The following is a 16,133-nucleotide window of genomic DNA, read 5'->3' as shown; positions in this document are numbered from 1 at the left end:
GAATAATTGATTTTGCAAATCTATTGAATTTAATAGGGAAAGTATAATGGCAAATAGTTATGTTTAGCATAATATTTGGGATGCATTAAAACAAACTTAGTGAACACAGCAGCGTATGGGAGCCTTCAAAAAAATGATTTTTGGACTATTTTTACTAATGATCGCCGTTTTACAGGCGCAGGATAAACCAACGGATTTTCTTCCGGCAGATTTTCATAAAGAGCGGAGGCAAATGGTAAGGGAAATGATGCCGGCCAATAGTGTGGCTATATTATTTGCCAATCCCGTTCGTAATCGTGCCAACGATGTGGATTATGTGTACCACCAAGACCCCGATTTTTATTACCTGAGCGGTTACCATGAACCCCATGCCATTTTATTGGTATTCTCCGAAAAGCAATATACCGATGACAATCAAGCTTATGATGAAATACTTTTTGTTCAGGAAAGGAACCCGAGAGCAGAACAATGGACAGGAAAACGACTCGGTATTGAAGGCGCAAAAGCCAATTTAGGTTTTACCACCGTTTTCAATGGGAAGGATTTTCTTTCTTCGGATATCGATTTTAAGTCTTTTGATAAAGTGTTGTTTTTCGATTTTAAGAACGATGTGCGCGATTCAAGGGAAGAGTCCGATCTCTTTAGTTTGATTGGTTCTTTTAAGGAAAAGGTAAACTATCCTTCGGATTATAATGCCAACAAACAGCAGTTGTACCAAATGATTACCTCCACCGAGGTTGAAAATAGCGCCAATGTGGCCCAAGTGTTAGGTAGGTATTTGACGAGGGACGAAAGCCTACAGAAAGATGAGCTACTATCAGGTTTTGTAAATGCCGCGGATGAACAGTCGCGATTGGAAATTAAGGATAGGGTGGCACTTAAGATGGAAGGAAATAATTTGGATTCTTCTTCCCTTACGGAAATCATGGCCAAACTCAGGGAAACCAAGACCGAGGAAGAAATGGTGCTGCTAAAAAAGGCCATTGAAATATCGGCGGTCGGACAAATAGAGGTGATGAAGGCCATGCACCCAGACATGTCCGAAGCCGAAATTCAGGGCGTTCACGAGTTCGTGTACAAAAAGTACAATGCCGAATATGAAGGATATCCTTCCATTGTGGGCGGAGGACATAACGGTTGCATCCTTCACTACATTGAAAACAACAAGCCCAAGGTGGGCAATGATTTGGTGTTGATGGATTTGGGTGCCGAATACCACGGTTATACGGCGGACGTTACTCGAACTATTCCCGCAAACGGAAAATTTAGCAAAGAGCAGAAGCTCATTTATGAAATCGTATACGAGGCCCAAGAAGCGGGTATCAAAGCCAGTGTGGTAGGAGCGCCTTTTCAAGCTCCTGGGCAGGCGGCGAGCAAAGTAGTGACAGCAGGTTTAATGAAACTAGGCATTATTAAAAAAGAGGAGGACTCCAGAATTTATTTCCCTCACGGAACTTCACATTATTTAGGTTTAGATGTACATGATAGGGGTACCTACGGCGCTTTCCAACCCAATACGGTAATTACGGTAGAGCCGGGAATTTACATTCCGGAAGGCAGTGATTGTGATAAAAAATGGTGGGGCATTGCCGTTCGTATTGAAGACGATATCCTCATTACCGAAAACGGACCGGTGAACCTATCGGCCATGGCACCCAGAACCGTTGCCGATATTGAAAAAACCATGGCCCTGTCCAGCCCCTTGGATGATTTTAAATTGCCGGAGTTGGATTAGGGGGGTAAAGTTTTATCACCAAGTGGTTTAGGTATTTGGAAGTTTTGTAATTTTAATTGCGGAATTAATCGTAGGAATCACTTACGGTAATGATGGATATATACTATGAAAATTTTTAAAAAGATAACCTTAAATGAAGAAATACACATTATGAAATGCCCAAAATGTAATACAATTAGTACTTCTTCATCCGAATTAGAAGCCTTGCCAAATTTTGTAAATTGTATTAACCCAACATGTGATTATTAAAATCGTGGATAGATGGCAAATAGGTAAGGTAAAATTCTTTTCGAAAAAGAAAAATTTTGGCTTTGTATATGACAATACATATGTCCATTTAGCAAAAAATGAATACTATTATGATTCCCAAGTATGTGAGGGTTTGTTATTTAAAACCGATGACATTGTGTTTTTTAAAACAAAATTGGTGGGAAATAAAACAAAAGTCTGTCAAATAAAACTTTTGGATAAGAATTTTTACGAAAGTAATATTGATGAATTTGATTTGGATCTAAAAATCCATTGTTTTAAATTCATTGAAGATTCTTATAACCAAGATATAGATGATATTTGTAAAAATTTTGATGGTGAAATAAAGGAATTAAAACAACTGGGATTTTTTGAGGTTGAAGAATTGGACATAACAAACTATTTAGACGAGTTTGATATTAAATTAAGTATTAATTATAAGAGTAAAGTAGGGGACGAGGATTACCTTCATATTTATTATAGTATAATACATCCACTTTTCGAAAATGTCAGTATTCCTGAATTTAATAATACTATCATTTGGGAAAGAGGAATTAGAGATTTGTACCCGATGAAAGAAGACTTTATTAAAAATAGGCAATTTGGGTATGAAAAATTGATTCCGAAGATGCTAGAAGAATTAAAAAAGCATTTATGTGAAAATTATATCATATTAAAAGGTAAGAAATTTACAGGCTTTTTTGAATTGTCTTTTAAGGATAAAATCAGACGTTCGATTCAATATTATGGCTTGCGGAAAACTAAGGAAAGCCAAAATTTAATATTCAGGGACTTTTGTAAAGCTGTTAAAAATGGTGTAGGGTTTAAGGACTTTATTCATTTAAAGAGAATAAACCTAGAAAAACCAGTTGTTAATTTTGGATATTTCAAATAGGTTATGAATTGAGGGTTTAGTTGATTTGCGCTGTATGAGAGTTTATGGGAAATATAAAATTTGACTTTATCGATCTAGTTGCGGAGTTAATATATTTGGCAAAGTAATACAGTATGATTGATTTGGTAGGCTACAAAAAGGGTAAGGCTGTGCAGCCCTGCGATATAAAATGATGATATGGTCATAAAAGAACTTTATTTGGATAAGGACGTAATTTCAACTCTTGAAGCTGAGGCCAAAAGGCAAAATCGAAGCCTGAAAAATTACTTGGAACATTTGGCCATTGAACAAGCCAAAAAGTTGGAAACACCCTCTAAGGAGTATGGAGACATGATGGATGGCATGTTAAAGCGCCTTGAAAATGGAGAAGTTGAATTTTCCGGTCTGGAGGAGGTAATGGCAAGAAATGGCTTATGATATAGTCATCTCCAAAGAAGCTGAAATCGATTTAATGAATGCGATATGCCATTATAGAATCTCAGGTCTTGAGGAGAGTTTTAAATCCGATTTTGCCAAGCAATTAAGCTACCTAAAGGCAAACCTATTTTTATTTCAAATATTTTATCGAAATGTGTGAAGGGGGCAATTCAATGAATTTCTTTATTCCCTACATTTTACGATTTACGACCAACAAGTAAGGATATTGAGAATACTACATCAAAAACAAAATTTTAAATAATTCATACAAAAAAAGACCCCAAACGGGGTCTTTTTTATTCGTTTAAAAGAAAACTTTTAAGTTGATCATAGGTTTTGATCTTGATGGATTTTTTCTCCTTGTCCATCACCTTTTTGATCTGCTCTGGAATGGCCACTTTTTTATCAATGGTTTCTTCTACTACATCTAAAAACTTTACCGGGTGGGCCGTTTCCAAGAAAATACCATAGTGGTCCGGATGTTCTTTTAAATACTTTTTAAGTCCCAAATAGCCAACGGCACCGTGAGGATCCGCAATGTAGCCACTTTGTTCGTACAATTGCGCCATGGTTTCCTTGGTGGTCACATCATCAAAAGCGTAGGAAGAAAGATTTTTCTCCAACAGCTCAAAATCGTCATTGTACAAATGACGAATCCTTATGAAATTACTGGGATCCCCCACATCCATGGCATTTGAAATAGTGGCGGTGGAGGGTTTTGGGGAGTATTCCTTGGTAAGCATAAATTGCGGTACCGTATCGTTTACGTTGGTAGCGGCCACAAAGTGCTTTACGGGCATGCCCAATTTTTGGGCCACCATGCCGGCACAGATATTCCCAAAGTTCCCTGAGGGAATGGAGAATACAATTTCCTTGCCTGCTTTCTTCGCTTGCTTGTAGGCGAATAGGAAGTAGAACATTTGCGGTAGCCAACGGGCCACGTTAATGGAATTAGCGGAGGTCAGCTGCATTTGCTGTAAAATACCCTCGTCCAAAAAGGCAGTTTTTACCATTTTCTGGCAATCATCAAAAGTACCGTCCACTTCCAAGGCGGTAATGTTCTGCCCTAAAGTGGTGAGTTGTCTTTCCTGTATATCGCTCACTTTACCGCTTGGGTAAAGAATAACGACGTTGACACCTTCAACGCCCAAAAAACCATTGGCAACGGCACCCCCGGTATCTCCTGAAGTGGCTACGAGTACGGTCACCTCATTTTTTTCGCCTCGCGAAAAATAACCCAGGCATTGCGCCATAAAACGGGCACCCACATCTTTAAACGCCATGGTAGGTCCGTGAAAAAGCTCCAAAGTGCCCACCTTGTCCTCGATTTCTACGACGGGAAAATCAAAATCCAAGGTGTTCTTTAGAATTTCCTTGAGTTCCTCATTAGGGATTTCCTCGCTTACGAACTGGTGAATAGCGTTAAAGGCAATTTCGTGATTGCTCAATTCTTCGATCTGCTCAAAAAAGGAATCGGGCAGGCGCGTAAAACTTTCCGGAAAGTAAAGTCCCTTGTCCGGTGCAATTCCCCTCACTACGGCTTCTTTAAAAGATACGGCTGGGGCTTCTTTATGTAGGCTGTAAAATTTCATTTAGTCGATGATCTTAATTCCTTCTGTATTTATTTTTGAGACGTGTACATCATAGTCTACACCTATTTTTTGATACACATGGGTCATGGCTTCGGCCACTTTTTGGGCGGTGTCCTTTCCTTTGCTAAAGGCGAAAATACTGGGGCCTGACCCGGAAATTCCGCAACCGAGGGCACCGGCTTCCTTGGAAACCGATTTTATCTTATCAAATCCCGGAATAAGAATAGATCTTATGGGTTCCACAATATGGTCTTGTAAGGAACGACCGATCAGATCATAATCTTCGGTGAAAAGTCCGGCAACCAATCCGCCCACATTGCCCCATTGCTTGATGCCATCGGCCAAGGTGAGGTGGGTTTTCAATATTTTTCGGGAATCGGAAGTCTTTATTTCTATCTGCGGATGGATTACCGTCGCGTACAGTTCATTGGGACAATGAATGGAAATAACATCCAAAGGTTCATAGCTGCGGACCAAGGTAAAACCACCGAATAGAGCGGGAGCCACATTGTCCGCATGGGCAACCCCGCTGGCCAATCGTTCGCCTTCCATTGCAAATTTTACCAAATCTAACGTGGAAAAAGGCTTTCCTAGCAATTCGTTCATGGCCCAAACCGCACCTGTGGAGCTGGCGGCACTACTGCCGATACCGCTTCCGGCCTTAATTTTCTTATAAATTTCAATTTCAAAACCTTCTGGAGAGCCGCTTTCGGCCAAAAGGGCCAATCCGGCAACGCCCGCCACATTTTGATGGGTATCCATAGGGAGGTCTTGCCCCTCCAATTTGGTAATGCGAATGCCTTTTTCGGCCGATTTTCTAATGACCATTTCATCGCCCACATTGTCCAAGGCAACTCCAAGTACATCAAAACCGCAGGAAACATTGGCAATGGTAGCGGGGCAAAATATTCTGATTTCGTTTTTGCTCATTTTTTAGAAGTTTCCGATTCTAATAATATCCGCAAAAATTCCGGAGGCTGTTACATCCGCACCGGCACCGGCACCCTTGATGATCATGGGCTGGTTAGGGTATCTCTCGGTGTAAAAAAGCACAATGTTGTCGCTTCCTTCTAGATTATAAAAATCATGACCTTTAGGAATTTCCTGAAGTCCTACACTGGCCTTACCATCTTCATATTGCGCCACATATTTCAGCTTGCTATCCTTAGCGGCCGCTTTGGCGTACATTTCCTGAAAACTATCCTCGTATTTTACTAGGGAAGCAAAGAAATCCTCGTTATTGGCGGTTTTCAGGCTCTCTTCCGGAAGGAAGCTGTTGTTGGCAATATCGTCTATTTCCAATCGGTTACCACTTTCACGGGCTAAAATCAGAATTTTACGCATCACATCGATTCCGCTCAGATCAATTTTCGGATCAGGTTCGGTATAACCTTCCTCCTGTGCATGTTTTACGATATCATGAAACGTGGTTTGGTCGTTAAAGTTGTTAAAAACGAAATTGAGACTCCCCGAAAGGACCGCCTGAATTTTCAAAACCTTATCTCCGGAAGCTATCAAATGTTTGAGGGTGTCGATGATGGGTAGACCGGCGCCTACGTTGGTCTCGAACAGGAAAGGGGCATTATAGGCCCTTGCCAAATCTTTCAAGTGCTGGTAATTTTCAAACTCCGAAGAACAAGCTATTTTATTACAGGTAACCACTGAAATGCTATTTCCAAGGTAGGAAGCATAGGTAGAAGCTACATCGCCACTGGCGGTATTGTCCACAAAAATACTATTGCGGTAATTGAGTTTTTGAATAGTCTCGAAGAACTTGGCCTTGTCGGCTTTTTCGCCCGAAGCCAATTTTTCGTTCCATTGGTCCAAATTGATCCCTCCATCATCAAAAATCATAGTTCTTGAATTGGACATACCAATAACCCGTATGTTGAGTTTTAGTTTTTCCTTCAGGTAGGAACGTTGTTGTCTTACCTGCTCCAAAAACTTGGCACCCACGTTACCAACGCCCATCACAAATAGGTTGAGCTGCTTTACGTTCTCTTCAAAAAACTCTTCATGGAGGGCATTCAGCGCCTTTTTAACATCACTTTCATTGATGACTGCAGAAATATTCCTTTCAGAAGCACCTTGGGCAATGGCCCTGATATTTACATTGTTCTTACCAAGGGTGCTGAACATTTTACCGCTCAGGCCTTGGTGCTTTTTCATATTGTCGCCCACCAAAGCAATGATAGCCAAATCGGTTTCGGCAAGTGCAGGCTTGATTTTTCCACGTTCTATTTCTACCTCAAAAGCTTCGTTCACAATTTCAACAGCCTTTTCAATGTCGTTGGCAGAAATACCCACACAAATAGAGTGCTCAGAAGAGGCTTGGGTAATAAAAACTACACTTATTCCGTGCTGCGAAAGAATTTCAAAGAAACGTTTGGAAATTCCTGGAATACCAACCATTCCCGGTCCTTCTAAAGAAAGTAAGGCCGTGTTGCCAACATGGGTGATACCTCGTACGGTTCTTCCTTTTTGATTCTTGCTTTTGGTTATAAGAGTTCCGGCATTTTCCGGTTCAAAAGTATTTTTTATATGAATGGAAATACCCTTGCTCAATACCGGTTGAATAGTAGGAGGATATAGAACTTTGGCGCCAAAATGCGAAAGTTCCATGGCCTCTTCGTAGGAAATATGCGGTATAGCCTTGGCCTGTTTCACCAATTTAGGGTTGGCAGTATACATTCCGCTTACATCGGTATAAATTTCCAACACTTCGGCATCAACGGCAGCAGCCACAATGGCAGCGGTATAATCAGAACCACCGCGACCTAGGGTAGTGGAGTTGCCCTTTTCAGAACTGGCAATAAAACCGCCCATAACCGTAATTTTTGCATCGGTTTTGTCAAAATGGCCTTTGCAATTGCTATTGGTGATGGTGAAATTAACGGTCGCTTTTTCATTATGTTCATCAGTAATGATGAGTTTTCTACTGTCCACATACTGGGCATCCAGGCCTTCTTGGGCAAAAAAATCACTGATGATGTAGGAGGATAACAGTTCGCCAAAACTTACAATCTTATCGGAGAGTTTAGGGGTAATTTCGCCAATGAGGTAAGCTCCTTCCACCAAAGTTTCCAAGGTGTTCAGTTCACTTTTCACCTTACTCAGAACTTTGCTCTGGGAGTTGATGTTGATGAGTTCTTTAACAGTGTTGAGGTGTCTTTCCTCAATATCCAGTAACACGGACCGGTAACCCTCACTTTGTTGCGAAGCCAAATAGGCGGCATTCAACAATAAATCTGTAACCCCTCCTAAAGCGGAAACTACGACGGCTATTTTTTCTGCTTCCGTATTGGCAACGATATTCTTGACTAAATTGATATTTTTTGCGTTGGCAACAGAAGTGCCACCAAATTTTAAGACTTTCATCTACATGTTTTTAAAAAGAAACTTTTTTGAAATGGGCGCATACAAGCGCGAAAACGGAGAAAATATAGCTGCTTACCCCAAAGGGGTTGTGGTACCGGTAATTGCGGTGAATCCATTGTAAAATGGCGTAAGGGTTTTAATTCTATGTGTGTTGCTCAAGAACATACTTAAATCAAAGTCTCAAAAGTAGTACTTTTGGTAACCTAATCAAATGAAACGATCAATTTTTGTGTAATCTTCACGAATTAGTAAATATTCTTAATAAATGAAACTTTTTACGGCCCAGCAGGTATACGACGCTGATAAATTCACAATTAAAAAACAAAATATTTCCAGTGATGAACTTATGGAAAGAGCTGCCATTCAATTGTTTAATTGGCTGCATTTACGCATGCAAGGGGCGCAGGTAAAAATCCATTTGTTCTGTGGTATCGGTAATAATGGGGGAGATGGGCTTGCCTTGGCAAGGCACTTGCAAGAACATGGGTACAATATTGAAGTATATGTGGTCAATTACAGTAAGAAGCGCTCCAAAGACTTTTTGGTCAACCTTGAAAGACTCAAAGACCGAAAAATTTGGCCGGATTTTTTGGAGGAGGGCAGCGACTGGCCCGAAATTTCACAGGAAGAAATCATAGTAGACGCCATTTTTGGAATAGGTCTTAACAGAGCTCCTGATAATTGGGTGGTTCAGCTGTTTGAACATTTACATACCTCAAAGGCATTTATTCTTTCGGTGGACATCCCAAGCGGACTTTTTACGGATGCCGTTCCGGAGAGAGGCAAAGCAATCATGTCCAATTACACCCTAAGTTTTCAGGTGCCTAAATTGGTATTCTTTTTGCCACAAACAGGTATTTACACCGAGCAGTGGGAAGTATTGGATATTGGACTGGATGTGGAATTTTTAATGAATGCCGATGCCGATTTTGAGCTCATAGGCAAGAACGAAGTGCTGCCTATCTACATACCACGGGAAAAATATTCGCATAAAGGCACTTACGGTCATAGCTTGATTATTGGGGGTAGTTATGGGAAAATTGGTGCAGTACAATTGGCAACAAAAGCCTGTTTAAAATCCGGGAGCGGATTGGTTACTGCCTTTGTGCCAAAATGCGGATACCTTCCGTTACAGGTAAATATCCCGGAAGCCATGGTTCTGACCGATACTAATGAGAAACAACTTACTGATATTCAATTTGATATTGAGCCCAGTGTTATAGGAATTGGTATTGGCATGGGAAAAGCAAAAGCTTCTGTTAAAGCATTGGAAGATCTTTTGAACCGAATTCAGGTACCGATGGTTCTAGATGCCGATGCCCTTAATATACTCGCTGAAAATAAGGCTTTGTTAAAAAAGCTTCCGGCAAAGTCGGTACTTACACCGCATCCCAAAGAATTGGAAAGGCTTGTGGGTTCATGGAAAGATGATTTTGAGAAGCTGGAGAAAGCAAAAACATTTTCAAATGAATATGATTGTATTTTGGTCATCAAAGGAGCGAATACCATTACAGTATATCAAAATAAAGGGTATGTAAATTCCACAGGTAACCCTGGGATGGCCACAGGTGGTACAGGTGATGTGCTTACAGGATTGATTGCCGGATTGATGGCCCAAGGCTATCAGCCTCTGGAGGCTTCCATTTTCGGTGTGTATTTGCACGGTTGTGCAGGTGATATCATGCTCAATAATACCGGATATCAGTCTCTATTGGCTTCCGATGTTATAAATGGTATTGGACCAGCGTATATGGACTTGTTTAAGGTAGAGGAGCCATCTCAAGGAGAGAACGCTCAGGAGAATTAAAACAAAAAAGCCTACAACCAAAACTACATTTCGATTGTGGGCTTTTAACTTTTCTCATTAAGCAAGAACCCTTCTTTTTACCCATTTAAGGGCGTTCTCGTATTCTATAAAGAATTTCATAGGTTTCTTATAGAATAGTTTTTCAATTTTAAAATTGTGCATATCAATTTCCTTAACGCTCACAATGGCAAATGCCTTTAAATTATCTAACTGCCTTAAATAGGTGTAAATAGTAGGGTCTACGGCAAAAGAGTGTTTGCGTAAACTTATATAGCCAAAGTTTTTGTTTCTGAAGTGAATTTCCGAGATACCGATAATCTGGTACATTCTTTCAAGGGTAAGTGTAGCTCCCTCATCAAATAATGCTACCATGTAGTTCTCATATACCTGTACTTTTCCAACATCCAACTGATACTCCCGGACAATGACTGTCTTTTTTGGTCGCCTCACTTTCATTTTCAATAAGATTATATAGTGTGTTCAAAACGAAAGTAGATGTAGTGCTGAGGATTCGGAAAATTATTAGATTAAAGGCGAAAATATCGTTTAATCTACCGTACCTACCGTTTAGTTGTATCTTGTTTCTTACCAGAGGATTACAAGTAACAAAAAAAGGGAGTCGTTTATTACGACTCCCTTATCTATAAATTCTTACGAAATTACTCCGTTTTTGGAGATTCTTCCGGCTTTTTAATCTCTATGGTCAATTCCTCCTTCTTTTCATCAAAGTCCATGTTAATGGTATCGCCTTCCTCTAATTTTGAATTTACGATTTCTTCCGCAAGAGCATCCTCAATATACTTTTGAATGGCTCTTTTAAGAGGTCTCGCTCCGTATTGTTTGTCAAAGCCTTTATCCGCAATGTAGTCCTTTGCCTTTTCAGAGAGGTTTAAGTCGTATCCTATATCTTTAATACGTGCGAACAACTTTCGAAGCTCAATATCAATAATTCTATGAATATCCTCTCTTTCCAAGGGATTGAAGACGATAACGTCATCTATCCTATTCAAGAATTCTGGAGCAAACGCCTTTTTAAGCGCTCCTTCAATGACACTTTTTTGATGGCTTTCTTCCTGTGCTTTCATCGCCGAGGTTCCGAAACCAACTCCTTGTCCAAAATCTTTCAATTTACGGGCACCTATGTTGGAGGTCATAATGATAATCGTATTTCGGAAATCAATTTTTCTTCCTAGACTATCTGTTAAATAACCATCGTCCAACACCTGTAACAGCATGTTGAACACATCTGGGTGAGCTTTTTCTACCTCGTCCAGAAGCACTACGGAATAAGGCTTACGTCTCACTTTTTCCGTAAGTTGGCCGCCTTCTTCGTAGCCAACATATCCCGGAGGTGCACCAACCAATCTTGAGATGGCGAATTTTTCCATGTATTCGCTCATATCAATTCTAATGAGGGCATCTTCAGAATCAAAAAGTTCTTTAGCAAGAACTTTTGCCAATTGGGTCTTACCAACACCGGTCTGTCCCAAGAAAATAAAGGAACCAATAGGTTTGTTGGGGTCCTTAAGACCTGCACGGTTTCTTTGGATTGCCTTGGCAACCTTGGCAACTGCCTCATCTTGCCCAATGACATTAGATTTGATAAGGTCTGGTAAACCGGCCAATTTATTACTTTCCGTTTGTGCAATCCTGTTAACGGGAATACCGCTCATCATTGAAACAACATCGGCTACATTGTCCTCAGAAACGGTTTCTTTATGCATTTTACTGTCTTCTTCCCATTTTTCTTGGGCTGTAGCCAGTTCTTTTTCTATACGTTTTTCATCATCACGTAACTTGGCCGCCTCTTCGTATTTCTGCTTTTTAACAACGCTGTTTTTAAGCTCACGTACGTCTTCCAGTTTTTTCTCGAGTTCCAAAATTTGTTTTGGAACATCCATGTTTACAATATGGACCCGAGACCCAGCTTCATCCAAAGCGTCAATAGCTTTGTCCGGAAGAAAACGATCGGTCATATATCGGTTCGTTAATTTTACACAAGCCTCAATAGCCTCGTCTGTATAATTAACGTTGTGATGGTCTTCATATTTTCCTTTTATGTTGTGAAGAATTTCAATGGTTTCCTCAACTGAAGTAGGTTCAACAATCACTTTTTGGAATCGTCTCTCCAACGCACCATCTTTCTCAATATACTGTCTATACTCATCTAAAGTGGTAGCACCAATACATTGAATTTCGCCTCTTGCCAAGGCGGGTTTAAACATATTGGAAGCATCTAAACTTCCAGTTGCGCCACCAGCACCAACAATGGTATGAATCTCGTCAATAAAAAGAATTACATCATCATTCTTTTCCAACTCGTTCATGACCGCTTTCATACGTTCTTCAAATTGACCGCGGTACTTGGTACCTGCGACCAAGGAAGCTAAATCCAAGGTAACAACCCTTTTGTTGTAAAGTATTCTAGAAACCTTTTTGTTGATGATTCTAAGAGCCAAACCTTCCGCAATGGCGCTTTTACCAACACCTGGTTCCCCAATCAAAAGAGGGTTGTTTTTCTTTCTTCTACTTAAAATTTGCGATACACGCTCAATTTCCTTTTCTCTTCCTACAACCGGATCCAATTTATTTTCCTCGGCAAGCCGTGTTAAATCTCGGCCAAAATTGTCCAGCACAGGGGTTTTGGATTTCTTACTTCCTTTTTGCCCTGTAGTGGTCCCAAAAGAACCGGAGTCCTTTCCATCATTGGCATCGTCATTGTCACTTGGAAAAGATTCCGAAGTTGGTGCATCTACAATATCATCGTCACTTGTGATCATGAACTTAAACTGTTCTTTTACCCCATCATAGTCTACTTTTAACTTATGAAGTAGTATGGTGGTAGGGTCATTTTCATTCCTTAAAATACATAGCAACAGGTGAGCGGTATTAATAGAAGAACTTTGAAAAAGTTTGGCCTCTAAAAATGTTGTTTTTAGGGCACGCTCTGCTTGACGTGTCAAATGCAAGTTTTTCTTATCCTTTTGTATATTGTTTGGATTTGGGTTGGAAGGGCTTAAAATTTCCACTTTTCTTCTTAAGTGGTCCAAGTCAACCTCCAATGCATCCAAAATACTAATAGCCTTACCGTTGCCATCGCGCAAAAGCCCAAGCATAAGGTGTTCAGTGCCGATGAAATCGTGCCCCAAACGCAGTGCTTCCTCCTTGCTATAAGCAATTACGTCTTTTACTCGTGGTGAGAAATTATCATCCATAAACTTATCCTTTCATCTATAAAATTAGTAAAACTATAGTAATCTAACGCAAATAGTGTACCTATTATTAGAATTACCTTATTGAAATAATGAAAAAAGGATTGGTTTTCAAACATTTTTACAATTGGTAGATGAAATTTATGGGTGTTCATAGTGTTGATAAAATGTTTAATAAAGTGGCGTATGAGTACGTTCAAAGCCATGATTTTACGTATATTGGCATGTTTTTTAACTAAAATAATTTACTAGGATTTTAATATGGCGGAAGGAGAAAAATTGATTCCTATTAACATAGAAGAGGAAATGAAATCTGCCTACATCGATTATTCGATGTCGGTCATTGTGTCACGTGCTTTGCCAGATGTCAGGGATGGTCTAAAACCCGTACACCGTAGGGTTCTTTACGGTATGCATGATTTGGGAGTACGCGCCAGTAGTGCACATAAGAAATCGGCCCGTATTGTAGGGGAGGTTTTGGGTAAGTATCACCCTCATGGGGATACTTCTGTTTACGATACCATGGTGCGAATGGCGCAGGAGTGGAGTTTGCGCTATATGTTGGTAGATGGTCAAGGTAACTTTGGTTCCGTGGATGGCGATAGCCCTGCGGCCATGCGTTATACCGAGGCCAGAATGCGTAAGATTTCCGAAGAAATGTTGGCCGATATCGATAAGGATACGGTCGATCACCAACTAAATTTCGATGATACAATAGAGGAACCAACGGTTCTACCTACCAGAATACCCAATTTATTGGTAAACGGAGCTTCCGGGATTGCCGTAGGTATGGCTACCAATATGCCGCCCCACAACTTATCCGAAGTGGTGGATGGTACGGTGGCTTACATTGAAAATAATGATATTGAGGTTGACGAAATCATGACCCATATCAAAGCGCCGGATTTTCCAACAGGTGGAATTATCTATGGCTATGAAGGTGTAAAAGAGGCTTTTCATACCGGTAGAGGGCGCGTAAAAATGCGTGGAAAGGCTATCATAGAGGAAGTTCAAGGGAGGGAATGTATCATTGTTACTGAAATTCCTTACCAAGTAAACAAGGCCGATATGATCAAGAAGACGGCCGATTTGATCAATGAAAAGAAAATTGAGGGGATTTCCAGTATAAGGGATGAATCTGACCGTAATGGTATGCGCATAGTGTATATCCTAAAGCGTGATGCCATACCCAATATTGTACTGAATACCTTATATAAATACACTGCATTACAATCTTCATTTAGTGTTAACAATATTGCCTTGGTTAATGGAAGGCCAGAATTGTTGAACATTAAGGATATGATCCATCACTTTGTGGAGCATCGTCATGAAGTGGTAGTAAGAAGAACTCAATATGAGTTGAAGAAAGCCGAAGATCGTGCCCATATCCTGGAAGGTCTTATCATTGCTTCGGACAATATTGATGAAGTAATAGCTATCATAAGGGCTTCTTCTAATGCCGAGGAGGCACGTGAGAAATTGATGGAGCGGTTTAAGCTTACCGAGGTTCAGGCCAAGGCCATCGTGGAGATGCGTTTGCGTCAGCTAACAGGTCTGGAGCAAGATAAATTACGTTCTGAGTATGACGAAATCATCAAGACCATTGCCGATTTAAAAGATATTCTTGCGCGAAAGGAGCGTAGAATGGACATTATAAAGGAGGAATTGCTAGAAGTTAAAGAGAAGTATGGTGATGAGCGCCGTTCCGAAATTAATCTGGCCGGAGGTGACTTAAGTATTGAGGACATGATTCCTGATGAGCAAGTGGTCATTACCATTTCTCACGCCGGTTACATTAAAAGAACTCCTTTATCCGAATATAAAACCCAAAATAGGGGAGGAGTAGGTCAAAAAGCTTCTTCCACTAGGAATGAGGACTTCTTGGAATACCTCTTTGTGGGTACCAACCACCAATACATGTTGTTCTTTACCCAAAAAGGGAAATGTTTCTGGATGCGTGTTTATGAAATTCCAGAAGGCAGTAGAACATCAAAGGGTAGGGCCATACAAAATCTGATCAATATTGAGCAGGATGACAATGTGAAGGCCTTTATCTGTACACAGGATCTTAAGGACGAGGATTATGTAAACAGTCATTTCGTAATTATGGCCACCAAAAAGGGGACTGTCAAAAAGACATCCCTAGAGCAATATTCACGTCCAAGACAAAACGGTATCAACGCTATTGGTATTAGAGAAGGCGATGAATTGTTAGAAGCTAAATTGACCACTGGAACCAGCCAGATTTTCTTGGGATTGAAATCGGGTAAGGCCATACGATTTGAAGAAAGCAAGACCCGCCCAATGGGTCGTAATGCTTCCGGGGTTCGTGGAATTACCTTGGCCGATGATAATGATGAGGTGATAGGAATGGTTTCTGTACATGACTTTGAGGACAACATTTTGGTTGTCTCCGAAAATGGGTACGGAAAGCGCTCGAGCATTGAGGATTATCGCATAACCAATAGGGGTGGAAAAGGGGTCAAGACCATTTCCATTACCGATAAGACAGGAGGTTTGGTAGCCATTAAGAATGTTTCGGATTCAGACGATTTAATGATTATTAATAAATCCGGTATTGCCATTAGAATGAGCGTAGAGGATCTACGCGTAATGGGTAGGGCAACACAGGGTGTGCGACTTATCAACCTAAAAGGTAACGATTCTATTGCTGCAGTAGCCAAGGTAATGAAGGAAGAAGACGATTTAACGGAGAACGATATTTTGGACATTGAGGTCAACCCTGAAGAGGATGGCACGGCTCTTGATAAAGATGGAACCGAAGAAACAAATGAATAACCCTAAATTAATTAGTAAACACTAACATTTTAAATTAATAGATTCGAAA

General features: G+C 40.4%; 10 protein-coding genes. 5 read left to right on the top strand and 5 right to left on the bottom strand.

Going from position 1 to position 16,133, the window contains the following annotated elements; genetic code table 11:
• Positions 1 to 115 precede the first annotated feature (115 nt).
• From IL355_RS11410 to IL355_RS11400, 3 genes are all read left to right on the top strand, one after another.
• Positions 116 to 1,735, top strand: coding sequence for an aminopeptidase P N-terminal domain-containing protein (locus IL355_RS11410; RefSeq protein WP_192462254.1), 1,620 nt, complete (start codon positions 116 to 118; stop codon positions 1,733 to 1,735).
• 253 nt (positions 1,736 to 1,988) lie between these two features.
• A complete protein-coding gene (locus tag IL355_RS11405; protein ID WP_192462253.1) occupies positions 1,989 to 2,879 on the top strand; it encodes a hypothetical protein in 891 nt (296 codons plus the stop codon).
• A gap of 177 nt (positions 2,880 to 3,056) precedes the next feature.
• Positions 3,057 to 3,296 (top strand): hypothetical protein, encoded by a 240-nt coding sequence (locus tag IL355_RS11400; protein ID WP_192462252.1) that lies wholly within the window; start codon positions 3,057 to 3,059, stop codon positions 3,294 to 3,296.
• 296 nt (positions 3,297 to 3,592) lie between these two features.
• Here the strand turns inward: IL355_RS11400 and thrC are convergent, their stop codons facing one another.
• The 3 genes from thrC to thrA are packed head-to-tail and all read right to left on the bottom strand — an operon-like array spanning position 3,593 to position 8,266.
• Positions 3,593 to 4,888 carry a threonine synthase gene (gene thrC, locus IL355_RS11395; protein WP_192462251.1) on the bottom strand — a complete coding sequence of 432 codons (1,296 nt, stop codon included), beginning with the start codon at positions 4,886 to 4,888 and terminating at the stop codon, positions 3,593 to 3,595.
• Positions 4,889 to 5,818: a homoserine kinase gene (locus IL355_RS11390; RefSeq protein ID WP_192462250.1), complete on the bottom strand. Its 930-nt coding sequence runs from the start codon at positions 5,816 to 5,818 to the stop codon at positions 4,889 to 4,891. It abuts the gene before it with no gap.
• A gap of 3 nt (positions 5,819 to 5,821) precedes the next feature.
• The gene (gene thrA, locus IL355_RS11385; RefSeq protein ID WP_192462249.1) at positions 5,822 to 8,266 is read right to left on the bottom strand and encodes a bifunctional aspartate kinase/homoserine dehydrogenase I; all 2,445 of its coding nucleotides are present in this window, start codon (positions 8,264 to 8,266) and stop codon (positions 5,822 to 5,824) included.
• Between the two features lie 265 nt (positions 8,267 to 8,531).
• Here thrA and IL355_RS11380 point away from each other — a divergent pair, with 265 nt between their 5' ends.
• Positions 8,532 to 10,073, top strand: coding sequence for an NAD(P)H-hydrate dehydratase (locus IL355_RS11380; protein ID WP_192462248.1), 1,542 nt, complete (start codon positions 8,532 to 8,534; stop codon positions 10,071 to 10,073).
• Positions 10,074 to 10,130: 57 nt separating this feature from the next.
• Here IL355_RS11380 and IL355_RS11375 read toward each other — a convergent pair whose 3' ends face one another.
• Positions 10,131 to 10,529, bottom strand: coding sequence for an STAS/SEC14 domain-containing protein (locus IL355_RS11375; RefSeq protein ID WP_187459008.1), 399 nt, complete (start codon positions 10,527 to 10,529; stop codon positions 10,131 to 10,133).
• A gap of 203 nt (positions 10,530 to 10,732) precedes the next feature.
• Positions 10,733 to 13,288, bottom strand: coding sequence for an ATP-dependent Clp protease ATP-binding subunit (locus IL355_RS11370; protein ID WP_192462247.1), 2,556 nt, complete (start codon positions 13,286 to 13,288; stop codon positions 10,733 to 10,735).
• Between the two features lie 258 nt (positions 13,289 to 13,546).
• Between IL355_RS11370 and gyrA the strand changes: the two genes are divergently transcribed.
• Complete coding sequence (gene gyrA / locus IL355_RS11365) at positions 13,547 to 16,084, top strand: DNA gyrase subunit A (protein WP_192462246.1); 2,538 nt, start codon at positions 13,547 to 13,549, stop codon at positions 16,082 to 16,084.
• The last annotated feature ends 49 nt before the right edge of the window (positions 16,085 to 16,133 follow it).

Origin of the sequence: Euzebyella saccharophila, from assembly GCF_014855495.1 — a bacterium.
GTDB lineage: Bacteria > Bacteroidota > Bacteroidia > Flavobacteriales > Flavobacteriaceae > Euzebyella > Euzebyella saccharophila.
This window is presented reverse-complemented; position numbering and strand designations above follow the sequence as displayed.

What these genes read in the sequence shown, in the direction of transcription:
- IL355_RS11400 (WP_192462252.1), top strand. Translation starts at nt 3,057, where the DNA reads ATGGTCATAAAAGAACTTTATTTGGATAAGGACGTAATTTCAACTCTT.
- IL355_RS11380 (WP_192462248.1), top strand. Translation starts at nt 8,532, where the DNA reads ATGAAACTTTTTACGGCCCAGCAGGTATACGACGCTGATAAATTCACA.
- thrA (WP_192462249.1), bottom strand. Translation starts at nt 8,266, where the DNA reads ATGAAAGTCTTAAAATTTGGTGGCACTTCTGTTGCCAACGCAAAAAAT.
- gyrA (WP_192462246.1), top strand. Translation starts at nt 13,547, where the DNA reads ATGGCGGAAGGAGAAAAATTGATTCCTATTAACATAGAAGAGGAAATG.
- thrC (WP_192462251.1), bottom strand. Translation starts at nt 4,888, where the DNA reads ATGAAATTTTACAGCCTACATAAAGAAGCCCCAGCCGTATCTTTTAAA.
- IL355_RS11390 (WP_192462250.1), bottom strand. Translation starts at nt 5,818, where the DNA reads ATGAGCAAAAACGAAATCAGAATATTTTGCCCCGCTACCATTGCCAAT.
- IL355_RS11370 (WP_192462247.1), bottom strand. Translation starts at nt 13,288, where the DNA reads ATGGATGATAATTTCTCACCACGAGTAAAAGACGTAATTGCTTATAGC.
- IL355_RS11410 (WP_192462254.1), top strand. Translation starts at nt 116, where the DNA reads ATGGGAGCCTTCAAAAAAATGATTTTTGGACTATTTTTACTAATGATC.
- IL355_RS11375 (WP_187459008.1), bottom strand. Translation starts at nt 10,529, where the DNA reads ATGAAAGTGAGGCGACCAAAAAAGACAGTCATTGTCCGGGAGTATCAG.